At 47.1% G+C, this 22,362-nt stretch carries 17 protein-coding genes; 3 read left to right on the plus strand and 14 right to left on the minus strand.

Annotated features, from left to right (window positions below; genetic code table 11):
* The first annotated feature begins 63 nt into the window (after positions 1-63).
* Positions 64-864, plus strand: coding sequence for an MBL fold metallo-hydrolase (locus tag OXH00_25785; GenBank protein ID MCY3744441.1), 801 nt, complete (start codon positions 64-66; stop codon positions 862-864).
* A gap of 118 nt (positions 865-982) precedes the next feature.
* Here OXH00_25785 and OXH00_25790 read toward each other — a convergent pair whose 3' ends face one another.
* The 5 genes from OXH00_25790 to OXH00_25810 form a co-directional block, all read right to left on the minus strand.
* Positions 983-2,869 carry an HlyD family efflux transporter periplasmic adaptor subunit gene (locus OXH00_25790; GenBank protein MCY3744442.1) on the minus strand — a complete coding sequence of 629 codons (1,887 nt, stop codon included), beginning with the start codon at positions 2,867-2,869 and terminating at the stop codon, positions 983-985.
* A gap of 98 nt (positions 2,870-2,967) precedes the next feature.
* Positions 2,968-4,284 (minus strand): ABC transporter permease, encoded by a 1,317-nt coding sequence (locus OXH00_25795; GenBank protein ID MCY3744443.1) that lies wholly within the window; start codon positions 4,282-4,284, stop codon positions 2,968-2,970.
* 12 nt (positions 4,285-4,296) lie between these two features.
* Complete coding sequence (locus OXH00_25800) at positions 4,297-5,598, minus strand: ABC transporter permease (protein MCY3744444.1); 1,302 nt, start codon at positions 5,596-5,598, stop codon at positions 4,297-4,299.
* 186 nt (positions 5,599-5,784) lie between these two features.
* A complete protein-coding gene (locus OXH00_25805; GenBank protein MCY3744445.1) occupies positions 5,785-7,086 on the minus strand; it encodes an ABC transporter permease in 1,302 nt (433 codons plus the stop codon).
* 200 nt (positions 7,087-7,286) lie between these two features.
* Complete coding sequence (locus OXH00_25810) at positions 7,287-8,588, minus strand: ABC transporter permease (GenBank protein ID MCY3744446.1); 1,302 nt, start codon at positions 8,586-8,588, stop codon at positions 7,287-7,289.
* A 384-nt stretch (positions 8,589-8,972) separates the two neighbouring features.
* Between OXH00_25810 and OXH00_25815 the strand changes: the two genes are divergently transcribed.
* Positions 8,973-10,943 (plus strand): WD40 repeat domain-containing protein, encoded by a 1,971-nt coding sequence (locus tag OXH00_25815; GenBank protein MCY3744447.1) that lies wholly within the window; start codon positions 8,973-8,975, stop codon positions 10,941-10,943.
* A 10-nt stretch (positions 10,944-10,953) separates the two neighbouring features.
* Here OXH00_25815 and OXH00_25820 read toward each other — a convergent pair whose 3' ends face one another.
* On the minus strand, positions 10,954-11,781 hold the full coding sequence (locus OXH00_25820) for a carbon-nitrogen hydrolase family protein (protein MCY3744448.1): 828 nt from the start codon (positions 11,779-11,781) through the stop codon (positions 10,954-10,956).
* A gap of 157 nt (positions 11,782-11,938) precedes the next feature.
* Between OXH00_25820 and OXH00_25825 the strand changes: the two genes are divergently transcribed.
* A complete protein-coding gene (locus tag OXH00_25825; protein ID MCY3744449.1) occupies positions 11,939-12,154 on the plus strand; it encodes a hypothetical protein in 216 nt (71 codons plus the stop codon).
* Between the two features lie 204 nt (positions 12,155-12,358).
* Here the strand turns inward: OXH00_25825 and OXH00_25830 are convergent, their stop codons facing one another.
* The 8 genes from OXH00_25830 to OXH00_25865 all read right to left on the minus strand — a co-directional run bounded on the left by OXH00_25830 (position 12,359) and on the right by OXH00_25865 (position 22,099).
* Positions 12,359-13,471: a terpene cyclase/mutase family protein gene (locus tag OXH00_25830; protein MCY3744450.1), complete on the minus strand. Its 1,113-nt coding sequence runs from the start codon at positions 13,469-13,471 to the stop codon at positions 12,359-12,361.
* Positions 13,472-13,823: 352 nt separating this feature from the next.
* Positions 13,824-14,213 carry a RidA family protein gene (locus OXH00_25835; protein MCY3744451.1) on the minus strand — a complete coding sequence of 130 codons (390 nt, stop codon included), beginning with the start codon at positions 14,211-14,213 and terminating at the stop codon, positions 13,824-13,826.
* Between the two features lie 12 nt (positions 14,214-14,225).
* Positions 14,226-15,260: a Gfo/Idh/MocA family oxidoreductase gene (locus OXH00_25840; GenBank protein MCY3744452.1), complete on the minus strand. Its 1,035-nt coding sequence runs from the start codon at positions 15,258-15,260 to the stop codon at positions 14,226-14,228.
* Between the two features lie 152 nt (positions 15,261-15,412).
* The gene (locus OXH00_25845; protein ID MCY3744453.1) at positions 15,413-16,096 is read right to left on the minus strand and encodes a DUF547 domain-containing protein; all 684 of its coding nucleotides are present in this window, start codon (positions 16,094-16,096) and stop codon (positions 15,413-15,415) included.
* A gap of 263 nt (positions 16,097-16,359) precedes the next feature.
* On the minus strand, positions 16,360-17,439 hold the full coding sequence (locus OXH00_25850) for a mandelate racemase/muconate lactonizing enzyme family protein (GenBank protein ID MCY3744454.1): 1,080 nt from the start codon (positions 17,437-17,439) through the stop codon (positions 16,360-16,362).
* A 390-nt stretch (positions 17,440-17,829) separates the two neighbouring features.
* Positions 17,830-19,707, minus strand: coding sequence for a sigma-70 family RNA polymerase sigma factor (locus OXH00_25855; protein ID MCY3744455.1), 1,878 nt, complete (start codon positions 19,705-19,707; stop codon positions 17,830-17,832).
* Between the two features lie 146 nt (positions 19,708-19,853).
* On the minus strand, positions 19,854-20,747 hold the full coding sequence (locus OXH00_25860) for a hypothetical protein (GenBank protein ID MCY3744456.1): 894 nt from the start codon (positions 20,745-20,747) through the stop codon (positions 19,854-19,856).
* A gap of 59 nt (positions 20,748-20,806) precedes the next feature.
* The gene (locus tag OXH00_25865) at positions 20,807-22,099 is read right to left on the minus strand and encodes a redoxin domain-containing protein (GenBank protein MCY3744457.1); all 1,293 of its coding nucleotides are present in this window, start codon (positions 22,097-22,099) and stop codon (positions 20,807-20,809) included.
* Positions 22,100-22,362: the final 263 nt, after the last annotated feature.

Raw genomic sequence — 22,362 nt, forward strand, 5'->3', positions numbered from 1 at the left:
TCTACATGAAAACCGACAACCACGTCTCCGAGATAGAAAACTATAGAAATTGAGAGATAATAAATGAAGATTACGATTTTGGGTTCAGGCACCTCAACAGGCGTTCCTGAGTATAAATGTGAGTGCGAGACCTGCGAAGATGCACGGGATGTTAACTCGAAAAACTACCGGACCCGTTCATCAATCCATATTGAGAAAGATGGCAAACATCTCCAATTCGACCTCGGACCCAACTTCATGGATCAGATTGTCCGAAATCGGATTGACAGGATAGATGCTGTTATCTTCACACATTCTCACGCCGATCACGTCAGTGGAACAAACGATATTGTGATGCCGTGCCGGAAACAGCAGATGGATATGCCGATCTACGGTCCGGAGCAAACGATTGGTATCTTACAACGGAACTTCGATTATATGTTCACAAAGGAGACGTTCCAAGGTGGTGGTGTTGGTCATCTGCTCCCGAATGTCGTTGAACGGGATCAAAGGTTCGAGCTGCTCGGTTTTGATATTATTCCGGTTCCTGTTGAACACGGAAATGTTCCCACTTACGGCTACCGGATTGATGATTTCGGGTATCTGCCAGATGTGAAGCGACTTCCAAAGGAATCGCAGGACTTGTTAAACGGGATAAAGGTATTGGTGATTGACGCGCTGAGTTTCAATCCGAGGCATCCAACGCACCTTTCGGTTGGTGAGGCGTTAGAGATTAGCGATGCGCTGAAAACGCGGGAAACCTATTTCACGCACATTATGCACCGACTGGATCATCGTTATTTCAAAGAGCAGTGTGAAGAGGTAGACATTGAACTGCCTGATAACGCTGATTTAGCTTATGATGGTCAGATTATTCAACTATAATAACCATTAGCCGTCAGCCATCAGCGGTCAGTTAAGAGAGTCTACGGAACTTCAAAACCTCTTTCCGATTGCTGAAGGCTGATAGCCGATAACCGCTTGTGATATAGATTAAGTTATCTTATTTTCCCCAACCGCCGCCTTGTGGCGGTTTTCTTTTTTGCAGAATAACTCGGTCGCCTTCGGTGGCACCGCTTGTGATAACGACTTTCGTCTCGTTTTGCATGCCTGTTTCAACGGGCGTTCTCTTGCCTTTAGCACTGCCATCATCCAACATGACGAACTTCCCTTTTGAGACATTTACCTGGGCGCGGACACCGTCGGCTTCCTTTTTCCCTTTGATCAGAAGTGATACAGTCGAGGGGCCTGGCATAATCCCACGTTGGCTGCTATCCAAACTGATGGTGACGCTACCGTCCCCAACGCTCTCAACCGTGCCATTGAATATCTTCTCGCTAATGGTCTGCATCTCAATGGGTTGCTTCGGTTTGAAAGGAGATGTATTACCCACCAGTGCGTTGACCGTCACACGTTTTTCGTTGATGAGGGCATCAATGGGCACCATGAGTACATTTTTCTCCTCGTAGGTGATGATGTCAACATCTGTGCTCATACCGGGTTTGAGTTCCTCTGGGGATCCAAGTACTTCTATCATTACCTCAAAAGAGATGATATTGTCCTGTTGCTGTCCACTGGGCGATATCTCATAAACCCTACCTTCGTATGTTTTGGTCTGGTAGGCATCGACTTTGATTTCTGCTCGTTGTCCGTCTTTCAACCGTTCCATATCCACTTCGTTGATGAAGGTTTTGACGACCATTTTTGATGGGTCAACGATGGTCATCAACGGTGGACTTTGCGAGAATGCTGAACGTCCGGAAGTCACGATTTCACCCTCTTCAAGTTCGAGAAGTGTGATGATTCCTGCCATAGGAGCCTTGATGGTCGTCCATTCCAGCCGTTCTGTCTGGTTTTTCAGCGTACTCTCGCGTCGGAGTCGATTGGCGTCGGCACTCACTCTGGATTGCTCGGTTAGAGATTTCTCGTTTTCAAGAGTGAGATTCAATTCGTCTAAACGGGTTCGAGAATTTTCGACGCGGAGTCTGGCTTCTTCTTCTGAATTTTTCCGCATCTTTTTCAGATCTTCAAGGTTGTGCTTCTGGTTTTCCAATGTTAATTCGCGTGATGCTATGGAAGTTTCTCGTACTTTAATCGTTCTTTGCTGTGAAGTGATCGTCTGTTTCTGTGATTCCACCCGTTTTTCGGCGTTTTCATATTGCACCTTGGCGTTCACGTGTCCAGCTTGCGCGTCTTCCAACGCTTTTTTGGAAACCAATTCCTTGTCATAAAGTTCGGTATTTCGATCGAGTTCCGATTTCGCGTTATCCCAGGCAATCTTGGCTGAATTTAGTGATGTCTCCTGTTCAGACAGTGTGATTTTTGCCTGTTCAAGCGCGATTCGGGCTTGCTCCAGAGCGATGTTATCTTGGTCAAGTGAGTTTTTCGCGGTCAGAATGTCTGTTTCTGCTTGATTGATTTGTGTTATGGTTGAGGCTTGTGTCGTCTCAAAATTCGCCTGAGCGATTTTAAAGTCGGATTCAGCCTGAACCAACTGGCTTTCGAGGCGTTCCTTTTTGAGTAAGATGTTCAGATCCGCCTGCTTGAGTTGCGCTTTAGCAGCTCGGACATCCGCTTCCGCCTGTTTTTTTTCTTCCTCATAGAGTTCGGGATCGAGTTCTATCAGGACTTGACCTTCTTCTACGTATTCACCGTTTTTAACATGAAGTCCAACGATCTCACCTTCGACGTTGGATTTGACCTCTACGTCAATAAGCGGTTCTAGGTTGCCGGTGGCGCGGATACTCATTTGGAAATCGCCGCGTTCAACGACCTCGACTTTTTTCAATGCAGCCGGATCGGCACCGTTTTTGCTACGTCCAAGCACAACCCAACCGATTGCTACAACGAGGACCAAGACAACGGCGACAGTAATAATTAGATTTTTCAAGGCTAATCCCTCCTATAGTAGCCGTTAGCCATCAGCCTTCGGCTATCAGGTTCTCTTTCTGACTGCTGACAGCCGAAGGCTGACAGCCATTCCTCTGACTAATCGGTCCGAAGTGCCTCGACAGGTGTCAATTTCGCTGCCTTGTTGGCAGGGTATAACCCGAAGAAGACACCGATTGCGACAGAGACGAGTAACGCAATCACCATCGTTCCAAATGAGATGACCGAGGGCCAGTTGCTACCTTCCCAGACGAACTTAGAGATGAGTGCAGCTGTACCGCGCCCCATAAAGACACCTAAGATCGCACCAAGAATACCCCCCGCAAGCGTCAGCACCGATGCCTCGATCAAGAATTGGGCTAAAATATCGTTCCGCGTAGCACCGAGTGCTTTCCGGAGCCCAATTTCCTTTGTCCGATCAGTGACAGAGACGAGCATAATATTCATCACGCCGATACCCGCGACCATGAGCGCGATAGCAGCGATGCCGCCCATCAAGGCTTTCATGACCAAGCCGACCTTATTGGCGGTTGCTAATTCCTCTGTAGCTGTCCAATAGTTATATTCTTCACCGGTGTTGTTGTGCTGTCTCCCTAATATATCTTTGGCATCCACTATTGCGGTGGGGATAGTATCAACATCAACGGCTTCGACACGGATGCGTTCAACGTCTTGGCGTCCTTTGAAACGCTGTTGGAGTGTGGTTATCGGAATAATGAACCGGTCATCCCAACCGGAAGTATCCATTGCGTCGCCTTTCTCTTCCATCACACCAATCACTTTGAGACGTACCTCATAAAGTCCACTCATTCCGCGCCAATAAGACGGACGCGAGGCTTTGATTTCTCTCCCTATAGGGTCTTCTTCAAGGAAGACTTCTTCGGCAATTTTCGAGCCAATCACAGCGACGCTACTCGCAGCTTCCACCTCTTCAGCGGTGAAGAATCTACCACTTGAGGGGTACCAGTTATGCGATCGGTCGTATCCAGCGGTTGAGGCGACGATACGGGATTCCTTTGATCGTCCTTTATAATTCACGTTCCATCCGCCCATATCATCCTCAGCAACGACATCAATAACACCGCGGGCATACTTTAAGATCTCAAAAGCATCCTCGGTTTCCAAGTTCTCGGCGCGATTCCTTTGCCAGCGGCCTCTGCCGCGTACGGCTTCCCCAGCTGCGCGACTCAGTGTTCCAGACTGTTTGTCCCAATCGTCTTTATAGATTTCAATGATTTTCGTACCACCGGTTCGCTCAATCTCACGTAGAACCATGGCACTTGATCCGTCTCCGACGGATACCATGCTGACAACGGATCCAACACCCACGATAATCCCTAAGATCGTCAAGGCGGAGCGGAGCGGGTTTCGCCGCAAACTCGAAATCCCTAAAATGATACATTCAATCAAATTCATTTATAGTGCCTCCTACTCGGCACGTAGTGCTTCGATCGGTGAGAGTGCTGATGCTTTTATTGCAGGATATAGCCCGAAAGAGATACCGATTATGGCTGAAAATGACACGGAAATCAGTATCCACTGTGTGGAGATAACCGAGGGCCATTCGGGTACAATTTGGACGATTTTAACAGCAAGGAGTGCCATCCCTTCACCAGCAAATAGACCTACCAGAACCCCGATTGCCCCTCCGACAGCACACATAGCAACGGCTTCTATTAAGAACTGCACCAGAATGTCCGCACGTTTTGCCCCGAGTGCTTTTCGGAGCCCAATCTCACGCGTGCGTTCGGTTACAGCGACCAACATCATGTTCATAATGCCGATGCCACCGACGAGAAGCGAGAACCCTGCGATACTCCCAAGTGCGATTTTTATGACTTTACCGATTTTCTCCAATTGCGCCATGCCTTCGCGCATATCCCTGAGCGAAAAGAAATCGTCTTGGTTCTTATGCCGTTTCCGCATAACGGCTTTCACCTCTTCAATCGCTTGTGGAACCTCTTCAACGGTATTGGCGTGGACGGAAAGCATCATAATCCTATCGTTGCCCGTGAAACGTTTCTGTGTTGTTGTGAGTGGGAGAAAGACCATGTCATCCAAGTTCCACCCAAATCGTAGGCTTCGCCCGCGGGGTGCCATCGTTCCGACGACGGTAAACCGTTCTGTTAAGCGATTTTCTTCCTTTCGCCCGTACCGGCTATACCGATCGCCGCCTCTGCTAATCTTAATTTCTTGACCTATAGGTGAGGCGTTACCGAATAAGGTCATCACAACCTCTGTACCTAATACACAGACTTTTGTTTCGTTTTCAATATCTTCTTCAGAAATGAACCGGCCTTGCACAACGTCCCAATCCATCGCCTCCGCGAACGTGTAGTTTACGCCGTTATAGCCTGTTCGTGCTTCAGAGCCATCGGCGACTTGGACGAGGACACCTCGCCATTCTGGAATTCGCGGCACGACAACCTCCACAGATGGACATTCCGCTTCAATCGCTAACACGTCTTCAAATTCAAAGTATTCGTTGCTACGGTTCGGCATCCAACGACTTCCAACCCGTTTGTAAGAACTGCGGTACATCGTAAACTGATTCACACCGCCTAATTTCTCTGCGTCTTGCAGCACAATCGCCTTGGCACCATCCCCGATAGCGATCATCGCCAGTACCGCGGCCACACCGATGATAATACCGAGCATGGTAAGCAAGGAGCGCAACTTATTGCTGCGAATCGCAGAAACTCCAACAGATAACCCTTCAAATATACGCATTTCTCGCCTCCAAATTAAGTGTGTTCCTATGCTTAATTTTTAGACAAAGAAGGGTAAACAAAGTTCGCTTTTTTTGGAATAATTTTCTTAGAGGCGATCCTAAATTGCGATTTTCATGAAACTGACCACTTCATTAGACGCAATCCCCTGAAATCGGTTTAGTATTCCGTATTGTGTTGGCGTGGGCTATTCCGTGCGGAGTGCTTCAATCGGCGAGAGCGATGATGCTTTTACCGCAGGATATAACCCGAACAAGATACCGATCACAGCCGAAAACGACACGGAGATCAATATCCATTGCGTAGAGATAACAGCGGGCCATTCGGGTACGATTTTGGCGATTTTGACGGCGAGCATTGCCATGCCTTCACCAGCAAAGATACCCAACCCAATGCCGATTGCGCCGCCGACACTGCATATGACAATAGCTTCCATCAAGAACTGTGCCAGAATATCGAAGGGTTTAGCACCGAGAGCCTTGCGTAAGCCGATCTCGCGGGTTCGCTCACTCACAGCGACGAGCATCATATTCATAATACCAATACCACCGACGAGGAGTGAAAACCCTGCGATACTGCCCAAGGCGATTTTAATCATCTTACTAATTTTCTCTAATTGTGCCATGCCTGAACGCATCTCAAAGATTCCAACGAATTTATCGTCGCCCTTGTGCCGCTTTCGGATAACTGTTTTTACCTCCTCAATTGCCTTCGGGACATCCGCGACGGTATGCGCGTAGACGACGATATCCTGAATTCGGTTATCGCCCGTGAACCGTTCTTGGACTGTAGAGATCGGTATAAAGACGAGATTATCGTAACTCCAACCGAACCGGAGGCTTCGCCCGCGAGGCATCATTGTTCCGACGACCGTGAACCGTTCTGTGGAGCGTTTACTGTCTCTACGTCCCCATCGGTCATAACGACCACTCCCTTTTGCGATTTTGATCTCCTGTCCCAAAGGCGACTTGTCGCCGAAGAGTTCAGTAACGACTTCTTCGCCGAGGACACAGATTTTCGTTGAATTTTCGACATCTGCGTCTGTAATAAAACGTCCCTCTTGAACATCCCAATCCATTGCGGTTGGATAGGCGGCATCTACGCCGTTATAGCCTGCGCGGGTTTCGGTTCCGTCAGCGGTTTGAATTAACAACCCTTTCCAATCTGGGATTCGAGGTGTGACTGCCCTGACCGACGGACATTCGGCTTCAATCGCGAGGACATCTTCATATTCCATGTATTCGTTGCTACGGATGCGAATCCAGCGTCCACCTTCTCGTTTATACGACGTTCGATACATTGTGAACTGGTTCGCGCCGCCTAATTTTTGTGCATCTTGTAGCACAATTATCTTGGCACCATCACCGATAGCTATCATTGCCAGCACTGCAGCGACGCCGATGATAATACCGAGCATTGTAAGCAACGAGCGCATCTTATTTGCGCGGATAGCGGAGATTCCGATGGAGAGTCCTTCAATTAGACGCATATAATGTTTCCAAAACCTTTAAAATTATGTATTGATTGTAGTCACGTTGTTTGGATTAATTAGACGTAATTAAGCGAAATAGGTTTATAGCGGTTAATCTCTGATTCTGGATTGATGTCGGTTCTGGGGATGGAAATGAAAAAATTAAGGCGCGCTTTCTGAGCGCGCCTACAAGAACAGATGTTACTTGAATGCTGGGTTTAGTCTGTGCGTAGAGCCTCCTTGGGCTGGAGCATAGAGGCTTTTATGGCAGGATAGAGTCCAAAGGAGATACCGATCGCCGCGGAGAACGATACCGAGATGAGTACCCACTCCATAGAGACGACGGCGGGCCATTCGGGCACAATTTTAGCGATTTTGACGGCGAGCATCGCCATACCTTCGCCGGCAAAGATACCTAATCCAACGCCAATTGCGCCACCAACACCACACATGATTACGGCTTCTATCAAGAATTGAAGTAGGATATCTAAAGGTTTGGCACCGAGTGCTTTTCGTAAGCCGATCTCGCGCGTACGTTCAGTGACGGCGACTAACATCATATTCATAATACCGATGCCACCGACGAGGAGCGAGAACCCGGCGATGCTGCCTAAGGCGACTTTAATCACCTTGCTGATTTTTTCTAATTGTGCCATGCCTGAACGCATCGCCCGAATTCTAACGAAGTCATCTTGGTCTCTATGTCGTTTTCTGATGACTGTTCTCACTTCTTCAATTGCTTTCGGGATAACGTCAATGGTGTTTGCAAAAACCATAATGTCCCCAATCCTATCGTTACCGGTGAAGCGTTCTTGTACGGTTGATATAGGGATAAAAGCGAGATTGTCGTAGCACCAGCCGAACTGGAGACTGGTACCCCTTTGCACCATTGTCCCAACAACCGTGAGGCGTTCGGTGGATCGCCTGCTTGCCCTCCGTCCCCATTGATCGCGGTAGCGAATCCTTTTTACAATTTTGATTTCTTGTCCGATCGGAGATTGATTACCAAACAGTTCGGTCGCGAGTTCATCACCCAGTACACAGATTCTTGCTGCGTTTTCGACATCTCCATCTGTAATGAAGCGTCCCTCTTTGACATCCCAACCCATTGCGGTTGTATAGGTGGCATCTACGCCGTTATAACCGGCGTAGGCTTCAGTACCATCCGAGGCTTGAAACAAAACGCCTCTCCAGTCGGCAAGTCGAGGCGTGACTGCGCTCACGGAAGGGCATTCTGCTTCGATTGCCAATACATCTTCGTATGCCATGTATTCACTGCTACGGATGCGGATCCATCTGTTATTTTCGCGTTTGTATGATGTATGGTAGAGTGTGAATCGGGTCGCGCCGCCTAACTTTTGGACATCCTGTATTACAATTTCTTTAGCACCATCACCAATGGCGATCATTGCCAGGACCGCTGCGATACCGATGATAATTCCTAACATCGTTAATAGCGAACGCATTTTGTGCGCTCGAATTGCAGCGACCCCAATAGATATTCCTTCAATTAAACGCATGTTTTCTCCTAAGTATTTTAACGGATCTATTCGTGTATTTTTGATATGTCATTAAGAACATAGAGGTATTTGACTGACTTAACGGAGATAGGTTTAAGCAAGTTTCACATAAAGCGAAAAGGGTTTCTTGTTTTTTTACAGATATGTTAGGATAGTACCAGTGATTGACCTGAAGGGAAGCTTCTGAAAATGTTGAGCATCTCGGAACCGGTTTCTCAGTCAATCTATTCGGTTCAGCATGGAATATCTGATAGGTGTGTCTCTGAATTTTTCATTTTTTTAAACCTTTTTTTCAAAATCTACCTCTTTATAATTACGACTTAAGTTTGGATAATTTTAAGTGACCAAAGGTCCCTATTAACCACCATCTAAGGAAACGCGCCAATGTTTAAATGTATGCTATCAATCCTTGCATTGCTCCTTGCCAATTTAATATCTTTTTCTTTTTTCACAACAGTTTTAGTTGACGAGAAAGGGCGGGCAAAGCAGGTTGAAACAGTAGATATAGATCCAAAAGTTTTAGCAAATATCTATCCACAAGAAACCACGATTGCTTTACCATCCGATGCAGTTGCGCGATTTGGAAGAGGCGGTAGATCCCATGTCGCGGTGTCGCCAGATGGAAGTCTCATGGCTGTAGCATCCAGTGTTGGTGTATGGCTCTATTCCGCTTACACCGATGAATTTTTATCGCTACTCTCTTCTGAACATAGGCGTATTCCATCAACAGTCGCTTTTTCACCCGATAGTGCCCAAGTTGCTATTGGATATAGGGACGGTCGTGTAATATTGTGGAATGTTTTTATTGAAAACGTTGAGGCGGATCTTCCCATCTTTCTTCATGGTGGTGCTGTGACCTCGGTTACATTCTCACCCGATGGAGAACTCTTAGCGATAGGGAGTTCGGACAATAGTGCTACGTTATGGGATGTTGCTGATAGGGCAATCCGCTTCACCTTCAAACATGAAGATTCTATAAGGGTAGTCCTGTTTTCGCCAGATGGTAGACGCTTGGCTACAGGCAGTATGGATGGGACCACAAAGTTGTGGGACATTGAAACTGGGAAGCAGCTCCGATCTTTTGCGCACCCGGACCACCATAAATCTGTCACATTTCCGTCCGGTCACACCATGCCCTACAATGAAGGGGGTATTCGTTGCGTCGCGTTTTCACCCGATGGCAAACTTTTGGCAACGGGTGGTATCCATCAGGACAGAGATATTAAATTGTGGGATATTGCGCTTGGAAAACAACGTTGGTCTGTTACCCACGCAGAATCGGCTAAATCTATCACATTTTCACCGGATGGAACGCTTATCGCAACGTACTTCTCCGACGAGGTTGTTCATGTATTAGGGGTTGAGGATGGTACACCTATCGCTCTTGATCCAGATACGGAAGCGTGGATTCGCAGAAACGCGAAGAAACTACCTGCGGAACATACGTCGGAGGGAGGGCATGTCGAATTTTCACCGGATGGAAAATATCTCATCAGTCTTAGCGCGAACAATACAATCAGGGCGCGAGATATTAAAACTGCGGCACATGTCAAAACACTCACAAGTACTGGTGGGTACACTAAGACAGTGGCACTCTCATCTGAAGGAGACTATCTTGGGATTAGCATTATGCCTGAAAACACAGTCAAACTTTGGGGCGCGGAAATTGTCGTCCTTTTTCGACACGAGACGCGGGTTATGGCTGCTGAAATATCGGACGATGCGACATTGTTAGCGACCGGAGGGAAGGACAAAAAGGTCAGACTTTGGAACGTGGAAACTGAGGAACTTCAGCAGACATTGTCCGGTCATATAGGTCCCATTAAAACACTTGCCTTTTCGCCTGATGGCACACTTCTGGTGAGTAGTGGTAGCCGCAATTGGGAAGAACAGGAAGGTCACAATGGCATCACCTATATCCTTTCCCTGCGCGATAGTATTGTGGATAGAACGGCTAAGGTATGGGATGTAGCAACGGGGGAAAATATTGCTACCTTTAAACATCTGGATGAAGTCAGAGCGATAGCGTTTTCGCCTGATGGCACACTTCTCGCTACGAGTGCTGGCAGAACCGATATCCGATCTACAAAAACTTGGCAAGATATTGCAACGCTGAGTACAGTCAACGCAACATGCCTCACATTTTCGCCTGATGGCACCCGCATCGCTGTCGGTATGAGTGGACGGCAACCGACGGTTCAAATATGGGATATAGCGACAAGAAAGCCTATTGCAACATTCATCGGACACAAGCGCGGTATTCAATCTCTCGCTTTTTCGCCTGATAGTCGTCTGCTTGCAAGTGGCGGTTCTGATGGAGTTACCTATTTGTGGGATGTAACATCCTATAGGTAGTGTATCCGTGTTACCGCAAACGGTCAACGGTTTTTTGATAACGTGCTTCCATCTCAGGTCCCTGCGTTTGTAAATACGCTTGCTCCGAGCGACGTGCAGCCTCGGTTGAAGGTGGTTGGGGAATGTCAATGTCTGCGGTGCTGATCTGGTCGTTTCCCCATTTGTAGGCGACAATTTCGCCTTTGCTGATGATGAGATTCATGCCGACGTTTGCTTCTACAATCGGCACACCGTTTTCACGGGCTCTGGCGAGGACGGTTTGATTTTGTGATTTGCCCTTTGAACCATAGGAAGGGATCAGTAGAAATTGCGCCCCATCTAAAACCAGCGTTCGTGCAATCAATGGATTCCACCGATCATTGCAAATTAAGATGCCGGTGCGTCCGAAGGGTGTGTTGAACGCACGAATCGTCTCGCCGATGCAGTTAAAATTCCACGATGGATGTGTGCCTTCGGCGAATTGTGTTTTATGATAGGTACCGCATATCTCACCATTGCTGTCAATAAACACAGCGGAATTGTAGACGGAGGCGGAACCACACCGTTCAGCGAAACCGAAACAGAGGCACGTCTTGAGTTGCTTCGCAAGTTTACGGAATCGGTGGATATATGCGCCATCAAGCGGTTCTGCGATATCAAGCATCGCCTCTGGCGTGGCTCTGCCTTCAATGATATCCATAACGACATAACCTTCCAATACACCTTCGGTCGCCAAAATTAACTGTGGCGCGTCCTTGGCGGCTTCAACGAAGAAAGCCTCCAATTTTTCAGCGTTGGAGGCTTTATCCCATTTGATAGGTTTCAGCGAAATTGCGGATACTTTGACTGACTGGTACATGCTTCACCTACATGCTCCGGAAGTCCTCATTCCCGCTGGTAAGGTTAAAGAACCTCGCCCGCAGGAGTGTGAAAGATATTGTGATAGCACCCACTACCTGAAGATAGGGGCTTCGGCTTCGTAGCAGTTTGCGTTCTTCCCGAAGGTTGAACGTCTTATGTCTGCTCCACCAGTAGGCGATTCCCCGAAGGGTGAAAAATCTCCGCGGGCATATCAAGTCGAAATGTTCTTGGCTATCCCCGCCTACCTCTCTCCGAAAACAGAGAGAAAAGTTGAAAAAGTGGGCAGCAATACAACGTGCGAGATTTCACCTTCGCTCCGAAACTTACGCGTGAACTGCCCAAAATACTTTTTCAGTGGTATTGAACACTAACACTTTTTTGACTACTTCTGACGGTAGTGGACACCTCCTCTACAGGGTTTGTAGAGGGTCAGAACGGTGTCCAAAGTGTCAGTATACTTATACAACATTTTTGTGTAAATGTCAAGTTTTTTTTTTGACATAAACCCTTAGCCCGCCTACATCCCACAAGCTTAAGCATGGGGCTTTGGCGGGAAGGTTGGTAAGATAGGTCATCTATTTCGGGTAAGCGGTATCGAGACCGAGAACGACGTAAGCGGTCACGAGTCTCGGATCTGCTTCCATCCAGCGACTTTGTTCATTCACCCAGAATCCATCCGGTTTCTGCAATTCAATCATTTTTTCTGCGAATTCTCGGTACCAATCGTGTGAGATGCCTTTTGCGTCTACAAAAGTTGATTGACCATAAAGCCGCAGTGCTTTCGCCATTGTGTGATAGTGATAGTATAACCCTTGTGAACCCATACCGTAGTTTTCTTCAAGCGTGAAGTGTTCATTTATCCACTTGAAAGCAGCCTGCACGCGTTCATCGTCCTTGTCGACATTCGCGTAGATGAAGCTCAATAAACCAGCATACGTCATACTGGCGTAGGAGCGCGGACTTCCTGCGGCATCTGTTCCGGCTTTGCTTTCACCGTCAGGCGAATAGATAAAACCGCCATCGTTGCCTGCCCATTTCTGATCGTTGCTCTCACTGCGATTCTGAGTGCGTTCGAGAAATTTAATCGCTTTGTCCCAAACCTCTTGGTCATCAGAACCACTCTCTTTTAGGGCTTGGATAGCAATGTTTAGGTTGGACAAGTCTTTCACATCTTGGCGGCTACCATAACCGATACCACCGTAATAGACGCTCTCCTCATCTGTGACTTGTAGGTTTTTCAGGAAGCCTTGCGCCTTTTCAATGACAGAGTTATACTCTGGATTTCCGGTTGAGGAAAGAGCCATTACAGAGATAGAGGTGTTGTAATTCGGCAGTGCAGGCTGCATCTCAACATCGTAGATCGCACCGTTCGGTTGTTGCATCGCAACCAATCGCTGAAGACCTTTCTGGATGAAAGGATGATCCGCCTCTGCATATTTCTTTTCAGGATGCCGCAAAAAGGCGGTGAGTACCAGAGCCGTTATTCCGGGATGGTTGGCGAAGAGTCCATCCTCGGCTTGTTGTCCCTTGAGCCACTCTAACCCTTTGTCAATGCTTTTGACAACCTGCTTGTTTAATTCTGTATATGTTGACGTGTCTGCTGCGTGATGATCGGCTATACCGTTCTGTAAAACGGCAAATACGAGGAGTAATATCAGTATGAACCCATACTGTGTTTTCGTTTTCATTGTGTCTCTCCGTTGTGACCAGTTGTTTGTGTCATACTGTGTAGCAAATACGATGCCAACGCTGAAAGCCTTTTTTTCCCCTAATTCCTCGGAATTCAAGGAACAATTGTGTCAAAAAATGAACGCTATTGTCCATAATCTGAACAATTTGATTAGGATCTACCCGCCTTCTTGTAGGAGGGATTTCCAAATCCCGACTCTTAACGGCTTGCCATCGGGTGTCGATGAGAAAAAATCCTAATGTTGTCTAAGGTCTTATAAGATGAATTATATAGTGCTATTTTAGAAGTTTTGGATACAGTTTTAGAAAGTGTACTAAAATGAATGAGATTTCACAGTGTGTAAGAGATGTCTATTTTACCACGACCGCGTCCGCTTCAATTTCCACTAACATTTCCGGTTCAATCAAGCGGCTGACTTCGACCATGCTGGTAGCGGGACGAATTTCACCAAAAAATTCACCGTGTGCCATTCCAACCTTCTCCCAATCGTTGATAGCCGTCACATAGATACGTGTGCGAACCACATCTTTCAGACTAGCACCGGCGGATCTGAGCGCATTTTCTATGTTGCTTATGGTCTGCACTGTCTGCTTGTAGGCATCTCCCACACCAACGATTTTGCCGTTTTTATCTGTTGCTGTCGTTCCTGAAACATGGACATGTTGTCCTATTCGGACAGCCCGTGAGTAACCTACAATCGGTTCCCATTTTATTCCTGTTGAAATGTTTTGTCTTTTCATTTAGGAATCCTCCTATATCCGCACCGTCTCTCCACTATCCGCAGACTGCATCGCTGCGTCGTAGACCTGCATGACTTTTCGGATTTCCTCAGGTTTGACGACCAGTTCTTCGCCTTTGTTCAGCACGTCTGCGATGTTCTGGTAGTAGGATTTCCACGTCGTCTGGATACTTTCGACGACAAGTTCACGGTTCTCACCACCTGCCTCTGTCCAGACTTTGGCATAGTTTTCGGGGTCTTGCTGCGCGGCATCAATGTTACCCTCGCGCATCGGTCCCTCCTGCGGGTCGAGTCCGTATTTGATCAACCCACCCAAATCTCCAACGATATACCAGCGCGGTTTCTCGGCTTTTGAGAGGTTGCCGATCTCAATCTGGTACCGGACGTCGTTCTCAAACTTGATAATGAGGTTCCCGTAGTTACCGATGTCCGTGTTCCATCTCGTGTTGTAGTGAATATCACAGAAGACAGATTCAACGGGTGCCGTTACGAGTTGCAGTGCCTGATCGACGAAGTGCGCGGGCCAGTCGTAAAGGATGCCACCGCTCTGGCTTTTAATGCCACGCCAACCCCCCGGTGCGCCGTAACGCATAATCGCAACTTGATAGAGATAAGGTGTTCCGAGCAGACCGTCGTCAATAATCTTTCTGATCGTGGTATAGTCCCAATCCCATCTGCGATTATGGAAGACGCTGAGCAGAACATCGTTCCGTTGACTCGCGGCGATCATTGCGTCCGCTTCATCGGTATTCATCGCCATGATTTTGTCTGTGACGACGTGTTTACCTGCATCCATTGCTTTGATAGCGAGTTCGGCGTGGGTGTCGTGGGGTGTGGCTAATACAACGAGATCAACGGTATCATCTGCGATGACTTCATCAATTGTCTGATAGTTTTGTGCGTTTGGGTATGCTTGACGTGCAGCCTCGCGGCGTTCAGCATTCCGCGTGGCAATAGCGTAAAGGTTCAATCCATCTGCCAAGCCGACGAGGTAAGAATGAAAAGCGCGTCCAGCGTAACCATAACCGATAACGGCAGTATTTACCATGATTAGTTTTCAGTTTTCAGTTTTCAGTTTTCAGTTACGCTCTTGTGACAGAAGTTTTATCTGTTACCGCCACAAGGTATCTCTGACTGAAAACCGATGACTGATGACTGACGACTCCTTTATTTAAAAGTTAATTTGCAAATTTATAATGTCTAATGTTGATCGTTCAGTGTCCAGTCATAGTCCAAATGGTGAAGTTTCACATCCGTTGATGCCAAAAATTCAGCGTCTTCAGGGGGCAGGTAATCGGTGAGAAAATCCGCTACCCCCTCATAACCTTCCGTAAAATCATCGTCGTACCACTTAAAAATTTTCGAGAGGTAGACGCGACGTTTCGCGCGGTCAATCCTAACCTGTTCAGGGTTCTGAACAAATTTGAACGTTGCAGTCTCAAGACGTTCCTCAATTGTTTCAGCGGAAAAAGCACTGTTTTCCAAGGGAGGACAACTCGTCGAGGCACAGACAAGGATGAAGTGAACGCGCGGATCCACGAATTCTGTGCGGATAATGCCGTGTTCAATTTGATTGAGTGTGTAAGTTTCACCTGCCACTTGGAATTTTAGTCGAGAGAAAAACCCACCGAACCATTTGACTTTTCGGACGCTGGTTGTCGGGTAGTGATCAATAACGCCTTTAATGACAAGCGCGTTGTAAGCGTTGACCCAGAACGCCAACTGTGCATTATAGGGCAATTCTGTAGGTTTGGCAACCGCTAATAGATCCAAATACCGCTCCAATTTTTCAGGGTTCGCCTTCAGTTTTGTATAGTTAACGCGTCCCTCTTTATCAACATGTTCCTGCAAAACCTGATCAAATAGATCATGAGAAAATGACACTACGTCTACAGACTCCTGCGTGCGCGAATCCGCTTCGACGCGAAAATGATAGAGAAAGAGCACGCTGCACACAGATAAGAGCAAGAGGCATACAATTAAGATTCGGTTTTTCATGTTTTTAATTATGGGGTTTCTGATCGGTTTTTCTCCCTCTTCCCAGTAACGGGTGGGGCCCCCTGTCAAAAAACCGGTTTTCGTTGTAATAAGATTTGTAATTGATGATACACTCTGTTATGAAAAATAAACCGCCAGCGGATAAGCTTTTATGCATACTTTTCCAATACATCTCGGTCGATTTCAATTCCGAGTCCGGGTGCTTGTGGGACATTGACATAGCCATCAATAGCGTTTATCGGTTGCTGTGCCAGTGCCGTACGGAGACGGTTTTCGGTCATATCAAACTCCAAGAGTGAGGGGATCGCGTTGAGTGCCTGCGGTGCGTCTGGAAGGGTGGCTTGCCAGTGCAGGGTTGCTGCGAGACGAATGCTGCCACCCCACATGTGCGGTAGCACTCGAACGTAATTTGCACTCGCCATAGCGGCGATCTTTCGGCATTCCGTGAAACCGCCTGCGATGCTCACATCCGGTTGCACAATATCCAACCCGCGTTTCTGTAATAGGTCGCGGAACGCCCAACGTCCCATCAGCATCTCACCACCAGCAATTCTCACCTTCAGTGCGTTTCGGATTTCCCGATAGCCTGCGACATCGTCACTGGTAATCGGTTCTTCATACCAAAAGAGGTCGTAGTCTAATATCTTTTGCCCAACGTCAATTGCCGTGCCGACATCATAGCCACAATTAGCATCAACAGCGAAGAGGGTATCGTCACCAATGGCGCGTCGAACTGCAGCGACGTTTTTCACATCGTACGCCTCACCGAAACCGATCTTCATCTTGACAGCGGGGAATCCTGCATCAACATAGCCTTTCGCTTCATCCATCAACGTTTGGGTTATGTCGGGTTTGTCTTTCTTGAAAAGTCCGCTTGCGTAAGCCGGAATTTTCAATCGGAACGCACCACCGAGGAGTTGGTAGATCGGCATATCGAGTGCTTTGCCCATGATGTCCCATAGGGCGATGTCAATCCCGCTCAAGGCACCGATGTTGCCGCGCATCGCTTCCCAAATCCGTTCCGTTTCAAAGGGCGATTGTCCAATCAGATGTGTTTCAACCGCTGAGGTGGACGGGATACTTACACCTTCACCCCAACCCGTAATTCCGGCATCCGTGCAAATTTCGACCACAACGGCAGACCGCGTCCCCGTCCAACCGCGCGAATTCGCGAAGGGTTCAAGGAGCGGGTAGCGTAAGTCGTAAGTTTTAACGTCGGTGATTTTCATGATTTAGGCATTTGTGTTTGATTTTAAAGTATTTACCTTGTCGTATTAGTGCTCACGATTTACATTTATTCTATCACAACCGCCACATTTTTTGCAGGAAAAATGGAATGTGATAGAGTGTATAAATGGAAACCATTAGCAGTTGGGGTTTGGTATGATCGCGAGCGACAAGAAATCCGCAGAAATCCGCAGAAACACCCTATCAAATACCCCTATCAAATACCCAAGCAAAAACACTCGCTTCTACAGAAGATATGAGTGAGCGAAACCTTGCATGGAAAAGAAAAAGGCGAGGTTAGAAACCCCGCCAATGAAGAAGGAGACACATCTGGAAAAAACAATATTGGAAATTCAATTACCGACTTTTTTTCATCGTTTGCCCGTTTCCACTTATCTTGGGTCGTAAACTTGGACACTCGTCACGGGGCCGCCCCCAAAAATATAGATTTGCCCATCTATCACCTCAGTTTTATGTCCCCATTTACCAATGGGCATGTCCGACGCTTGGGTCCAACGGTCGGTTGCGGGATCGTAGATTTCAATCGTTGAAAGTTTTTTAAATTCCCTGTCTTTCTTAAAGTAACCACCTATGACATAGATTTTTCCATCAATTACGCTGGCTGTGTGCAATGCTTTCGGAGCAGGCATTTCTGTTTTTTCTTGCCATTGATTCGTTTTTGGATTGAATACTTCAACGCTGGAAAGATACAGATCTGACTGGTCCTGAATAGGGTGCGAACCTAACCCACCTATAGCATAGATTTCTCCGTTTACAACATCAATTGCTGCGGAACAACGCGCACAGTTCATGCTTTGGGCTTTTGTCCATGTGTCCGTTGCTGGATCATATACCTCCACAGTTTCTAAGTGCGGCTTTTCATTAGGAGTTAACCACCCACCAATGGCATAAATTTTTCCGTTCACAACGCAGGTCATGGTTTTCTTTGGTGTCGGCATATCTGCTTTCTGGGTCCATGTGTCCGTAACCGGATCATACATTTCTACGGTTGCGAATTCTTCACTCTCGAAAGTGGAACCGCGAGGCACCTGAATTGTCTTTGTTTTTGACCCACCAATGGCGTAGATTTTTCCATCCACAACTGAGACAGATACACCAGCCCGCGCCGTTGGCATATCCGATTTTCGTTCCCATGTGTCGGTTTTCGGGTCGTACATTTCTACTCTTGAAACCGATATATCCCCAAATTCGCCCCTTTTGAGTTGTATGTTCCCGCCTATCACGAACACTTTTCCATTCACGACAGATGTAGCAAAACCCGTTCGAGCTGTTGGCATGTCGGATTTCCGTGTCCACTGCAACGTAGCGGGTCCGAGAGAATTCCGCTGGGTATCGGACACAAGAGGCGTTTCAACAGCCTGTAGTCCTGCCCCGATGTTTTTATCGGTGGAAACTGGTCGTCCGACCTGGTTCCGTAGATCGGGTTTTGAATCAATATCAAGAAGGATAGCGGTATCAACAATTTCAACCGTGGGTTCAGCTACTGCCTCGAAACTGTACGGTTTCTGGAAGCGGGCGAGGTATTGGTTGCTTGCGCCTAATAGCATGGTAACCAGAAGGGTCGCTATACCAACAGCACCCCACGGGAGTAGTGGCTTTGCGACCGGAGGCGGTGTCGGTTTCAGGTCAGCGATTTCCCGCATGATGTTCTCGGTTAGATTGGCAGGGAACTGTACGCCGCCGAGAACTTCTTGAATCATGAGTTCTTGGTCCTCCCGCAAACGCTTTCGCGCCCGCCAGAGACGGTTTGTAATCGTGTTTACGGAAACTCCTAAGAATTTGCTGATCTCCTTCGCTGTCATTTCACCGAGATAGTGGAGCGTCATTACCGTACGCTCGCTCTCTGGCAATTTGGACAAAAGTTTTTCGGCCATTGCATAACGATGCTCGGTGCCTTCTGCTTCGCGCTGTTCCGCGGCATAATGGGTATAAGAAGATTCTTCTATTTCTTCCACAGGCGTGTCCTCCAGCGACTGCATCGCGGGTTTGTGTCTTTGGATCCAATTAATACAAAGTCGATTTGCGATGACGTAGAGCCACCCCGCAAATTGATTCGGATTTTTGAGTGTTGAGAGTTTCTTGTATGCTTGAAGAAAGGTATCTTGTGTAATTTCTTCAGCATAGTGAAAATCGCTAACCTTCCGCCACGCAAGGGCGTGAACACCCCTTTGGTGCCTTTGAACTAAAGTGTTAAAGGCATCATCGTCGCCTGACAGAATTCTGCGAATCAGTTGAGCATCGTTTTCCACTGTTACAATCTCCCATGGTGCGCGAGCAGATTTAGTTGTACCTACATTGCCATGATAATTTATCTCACAAAAAATTTATAGTAAAATCTAAAATTACCTATACACCGGTACCCCTTACGCTGCTGATAGAAATCATTTTAGAGGTTTCATCGCTTAAGTCGTCCCCATGTTATAGCGAGTTTCCCTTCTGCTTCGACAGCAAGCGCGTTCCCAATTTTCGCGCCATTTTTACCCTCCAGATGATGTGCGTTGCCCGATGCATCTGAAAATTGCTGGGTGCCACCCGGCTCATCAAAATGCCACAACGCAGCTGTCTTTGCGTCATTTTTGAACTTGTTGTCTGGCATAAAGCCTTTTTTGTCTACATCGTAACGCGCCTCCGTTGAGATGCGGACCTCGTCAATATATCCAGTAAAGGAACCCCAAAACGTTTTGTCTGGCGGACGACCAGGTATCTCAATTATTTTTCCAAACCCTCCAAGCACGAAGTCTTGTGGACGCAAGAAAACAACGCGTCCAAGAGGTGCCCCGTCTTGCCATATTCCTACGAGATCATTGACGATTGTTATTTTCTGATCCCCTTTTGACTGGTAAGCGATGTGGTGCCATTGGTTCAGCTCAAGTGGGAATGGGAAAGGTATGGTCCTGCCTTTGTTGGCTCCCCCAAAGCGATAGGCATTTATTAGTAAGATGAGGTCCCCTTTCAGGGGTTCGATATTGTGCAGATTAGCCAGATTATTTAGGTACGGTTGGAATTCATCGTTCACGATGACCATACGCACCTGTTGATGAAGTATTGTCAATAACGTGTCCTTGTTGTCGGGCGGTGTGGTGGGATATATCCATGCTTCAAAGGTGAATTCCTCCGTGCCATCCGGTAAGAGATAACCAAAGGTTTCAAAATCCAAAATGGCGTAATCATCAACCCCGTCAAGGACTAAATAGTTACCCCCCGCGGGTGAAGGCGGTGGCAACGCTTTAGTACTTAGTGGAATTATAGCAATCAAAAAGAGGCATGTAAAAAATTGTCGGTGTCCCATTTTCCTCCCCTTTTTCGTCGAAAAAGAAAATCTGTGAGTCTTGGAAATTCAATTGATAATTAGTCTAATTTATCTTTTAGTGCATCTGCTACCAGACGTTCTAACGCGTCCCCTCTCGCTTGATGCGTAATTAACGTGCCATCTCTATCAATAAGCCACGGTGTTGGGATTGAGTTAATGTGGTACTGTCGTGCGACGGGGCTCTGTCCTTCTTTCCCACTAAACACCTGCCGCCAAGGAATCTCATTCTCTTTGAGGTAATCCCGCAGTATATCTTCATCAGTGTCAAGGCTAATACCAATAACGTCAAATCCTTCGTCTTTATAGGTGTCATAGACTTTTTTGACATTCGGCATTTCTGCGATGCACGGACCGCACCAGACTGCCCAAAAATCGAGTAGGACGACTTTGCCACGATATTGCACAAGTGAAATTGGATTGCCATCAAGGTCCGTAGCGGAAAAATTAGGCACAGTCTTACCAATTAACGCCAGCGCAGGATTAGCCTTTATGCGGTATTCATTTGCCAGTTCGGTGTTACCTAATCTTTCATGAATCTTGGCAAGTCTCCTGAAAACACCACTGTTTTCTGGGAACTGCTCCTCAAGTTTCGTAAAAAGCTGCAGCAGCTCTTCATCCCGGTTCATCATCCGAAGCATATCACCGAGGACAAAGTGTTCTCGAAGGTTGTCAGGTTTTAGTGTTTCTTTATAACGGTTGGTGAGATTCTCGGCATCTTCCGCTCGTTCGACTTTCATGTAGAGGCGCACAAGTGCCAAATATACATAAGTCCGATCCTCGTTGTCTGGATGCTCCTGAATTCCAGCAGCCAAGGTGGAAATGGTTTCTTCAAGGTTTTCGTATATCTCTTCGGGTCTGTATTCCCAAACACTGGATGACCAGTAAATTCTTGAGGAAAAACTCAAGTTTAGAGCCATAAATTCTTCATTTTCATGATGTCGACACCGGACGAGCGGCATGGCATCACCATACAACTTGCGTTGTTCAGTTTTCGATGCTCTGTAGTTTGGGTTAAGCTCATAGCTATAGCTCACTGGCATTTCTGGATCTGTACTCTGCGTAAAAATCGGTTTACCGCCTTCTTTATCTGAAGGGCAGATTAGCACATTCTCATCTGTCAAATGTTTTGGATGGATATCTGAAAGCCATGCTGGAAAATCGCCATGCTCTTTCTGATAGGCTTGGATCGCCTTGCCGATAGCAAGCAGGTTTTCGGTGCAGACTTCGATATTTTTTTCATTTTGTTCAGGCGGTTTTGGTGTTGCTATCTCCGCATGAGCGAAGTTAACCAGCACCCCCAACACGATTCCTAACGTCAAAATCACTTTCATTTGATTGTCCTTACACACTACTCGTGAGGTTAGGAAACCTCGCCGTAGGATTAGAAAATACGCCCATAGAAGCCGTGGCATGTTCTATTTGCGTTTAATAACACCCCAAGTTGTTGCTAATTTTCCAATGGGATCAATAGCAAGGGCACCAGCGACTTCCTCAAAGAAACTTCTCTGATCTACCGCTTTGTCCGGATAGATGTCAACAGTGGCATGCGTTTTATCGTCGAAATGCAGGTTCATATATGCAGTACCAGATTTTT

It is taken from the genome of Candidatus Poribacteria bacterium (assembly GCA_026706025.1).
Classification (GTDB): domain Bacteria; phylum Poribacteria; class WGA-4E; order WGA-4E; family WGA-3G; genus WGA-3G.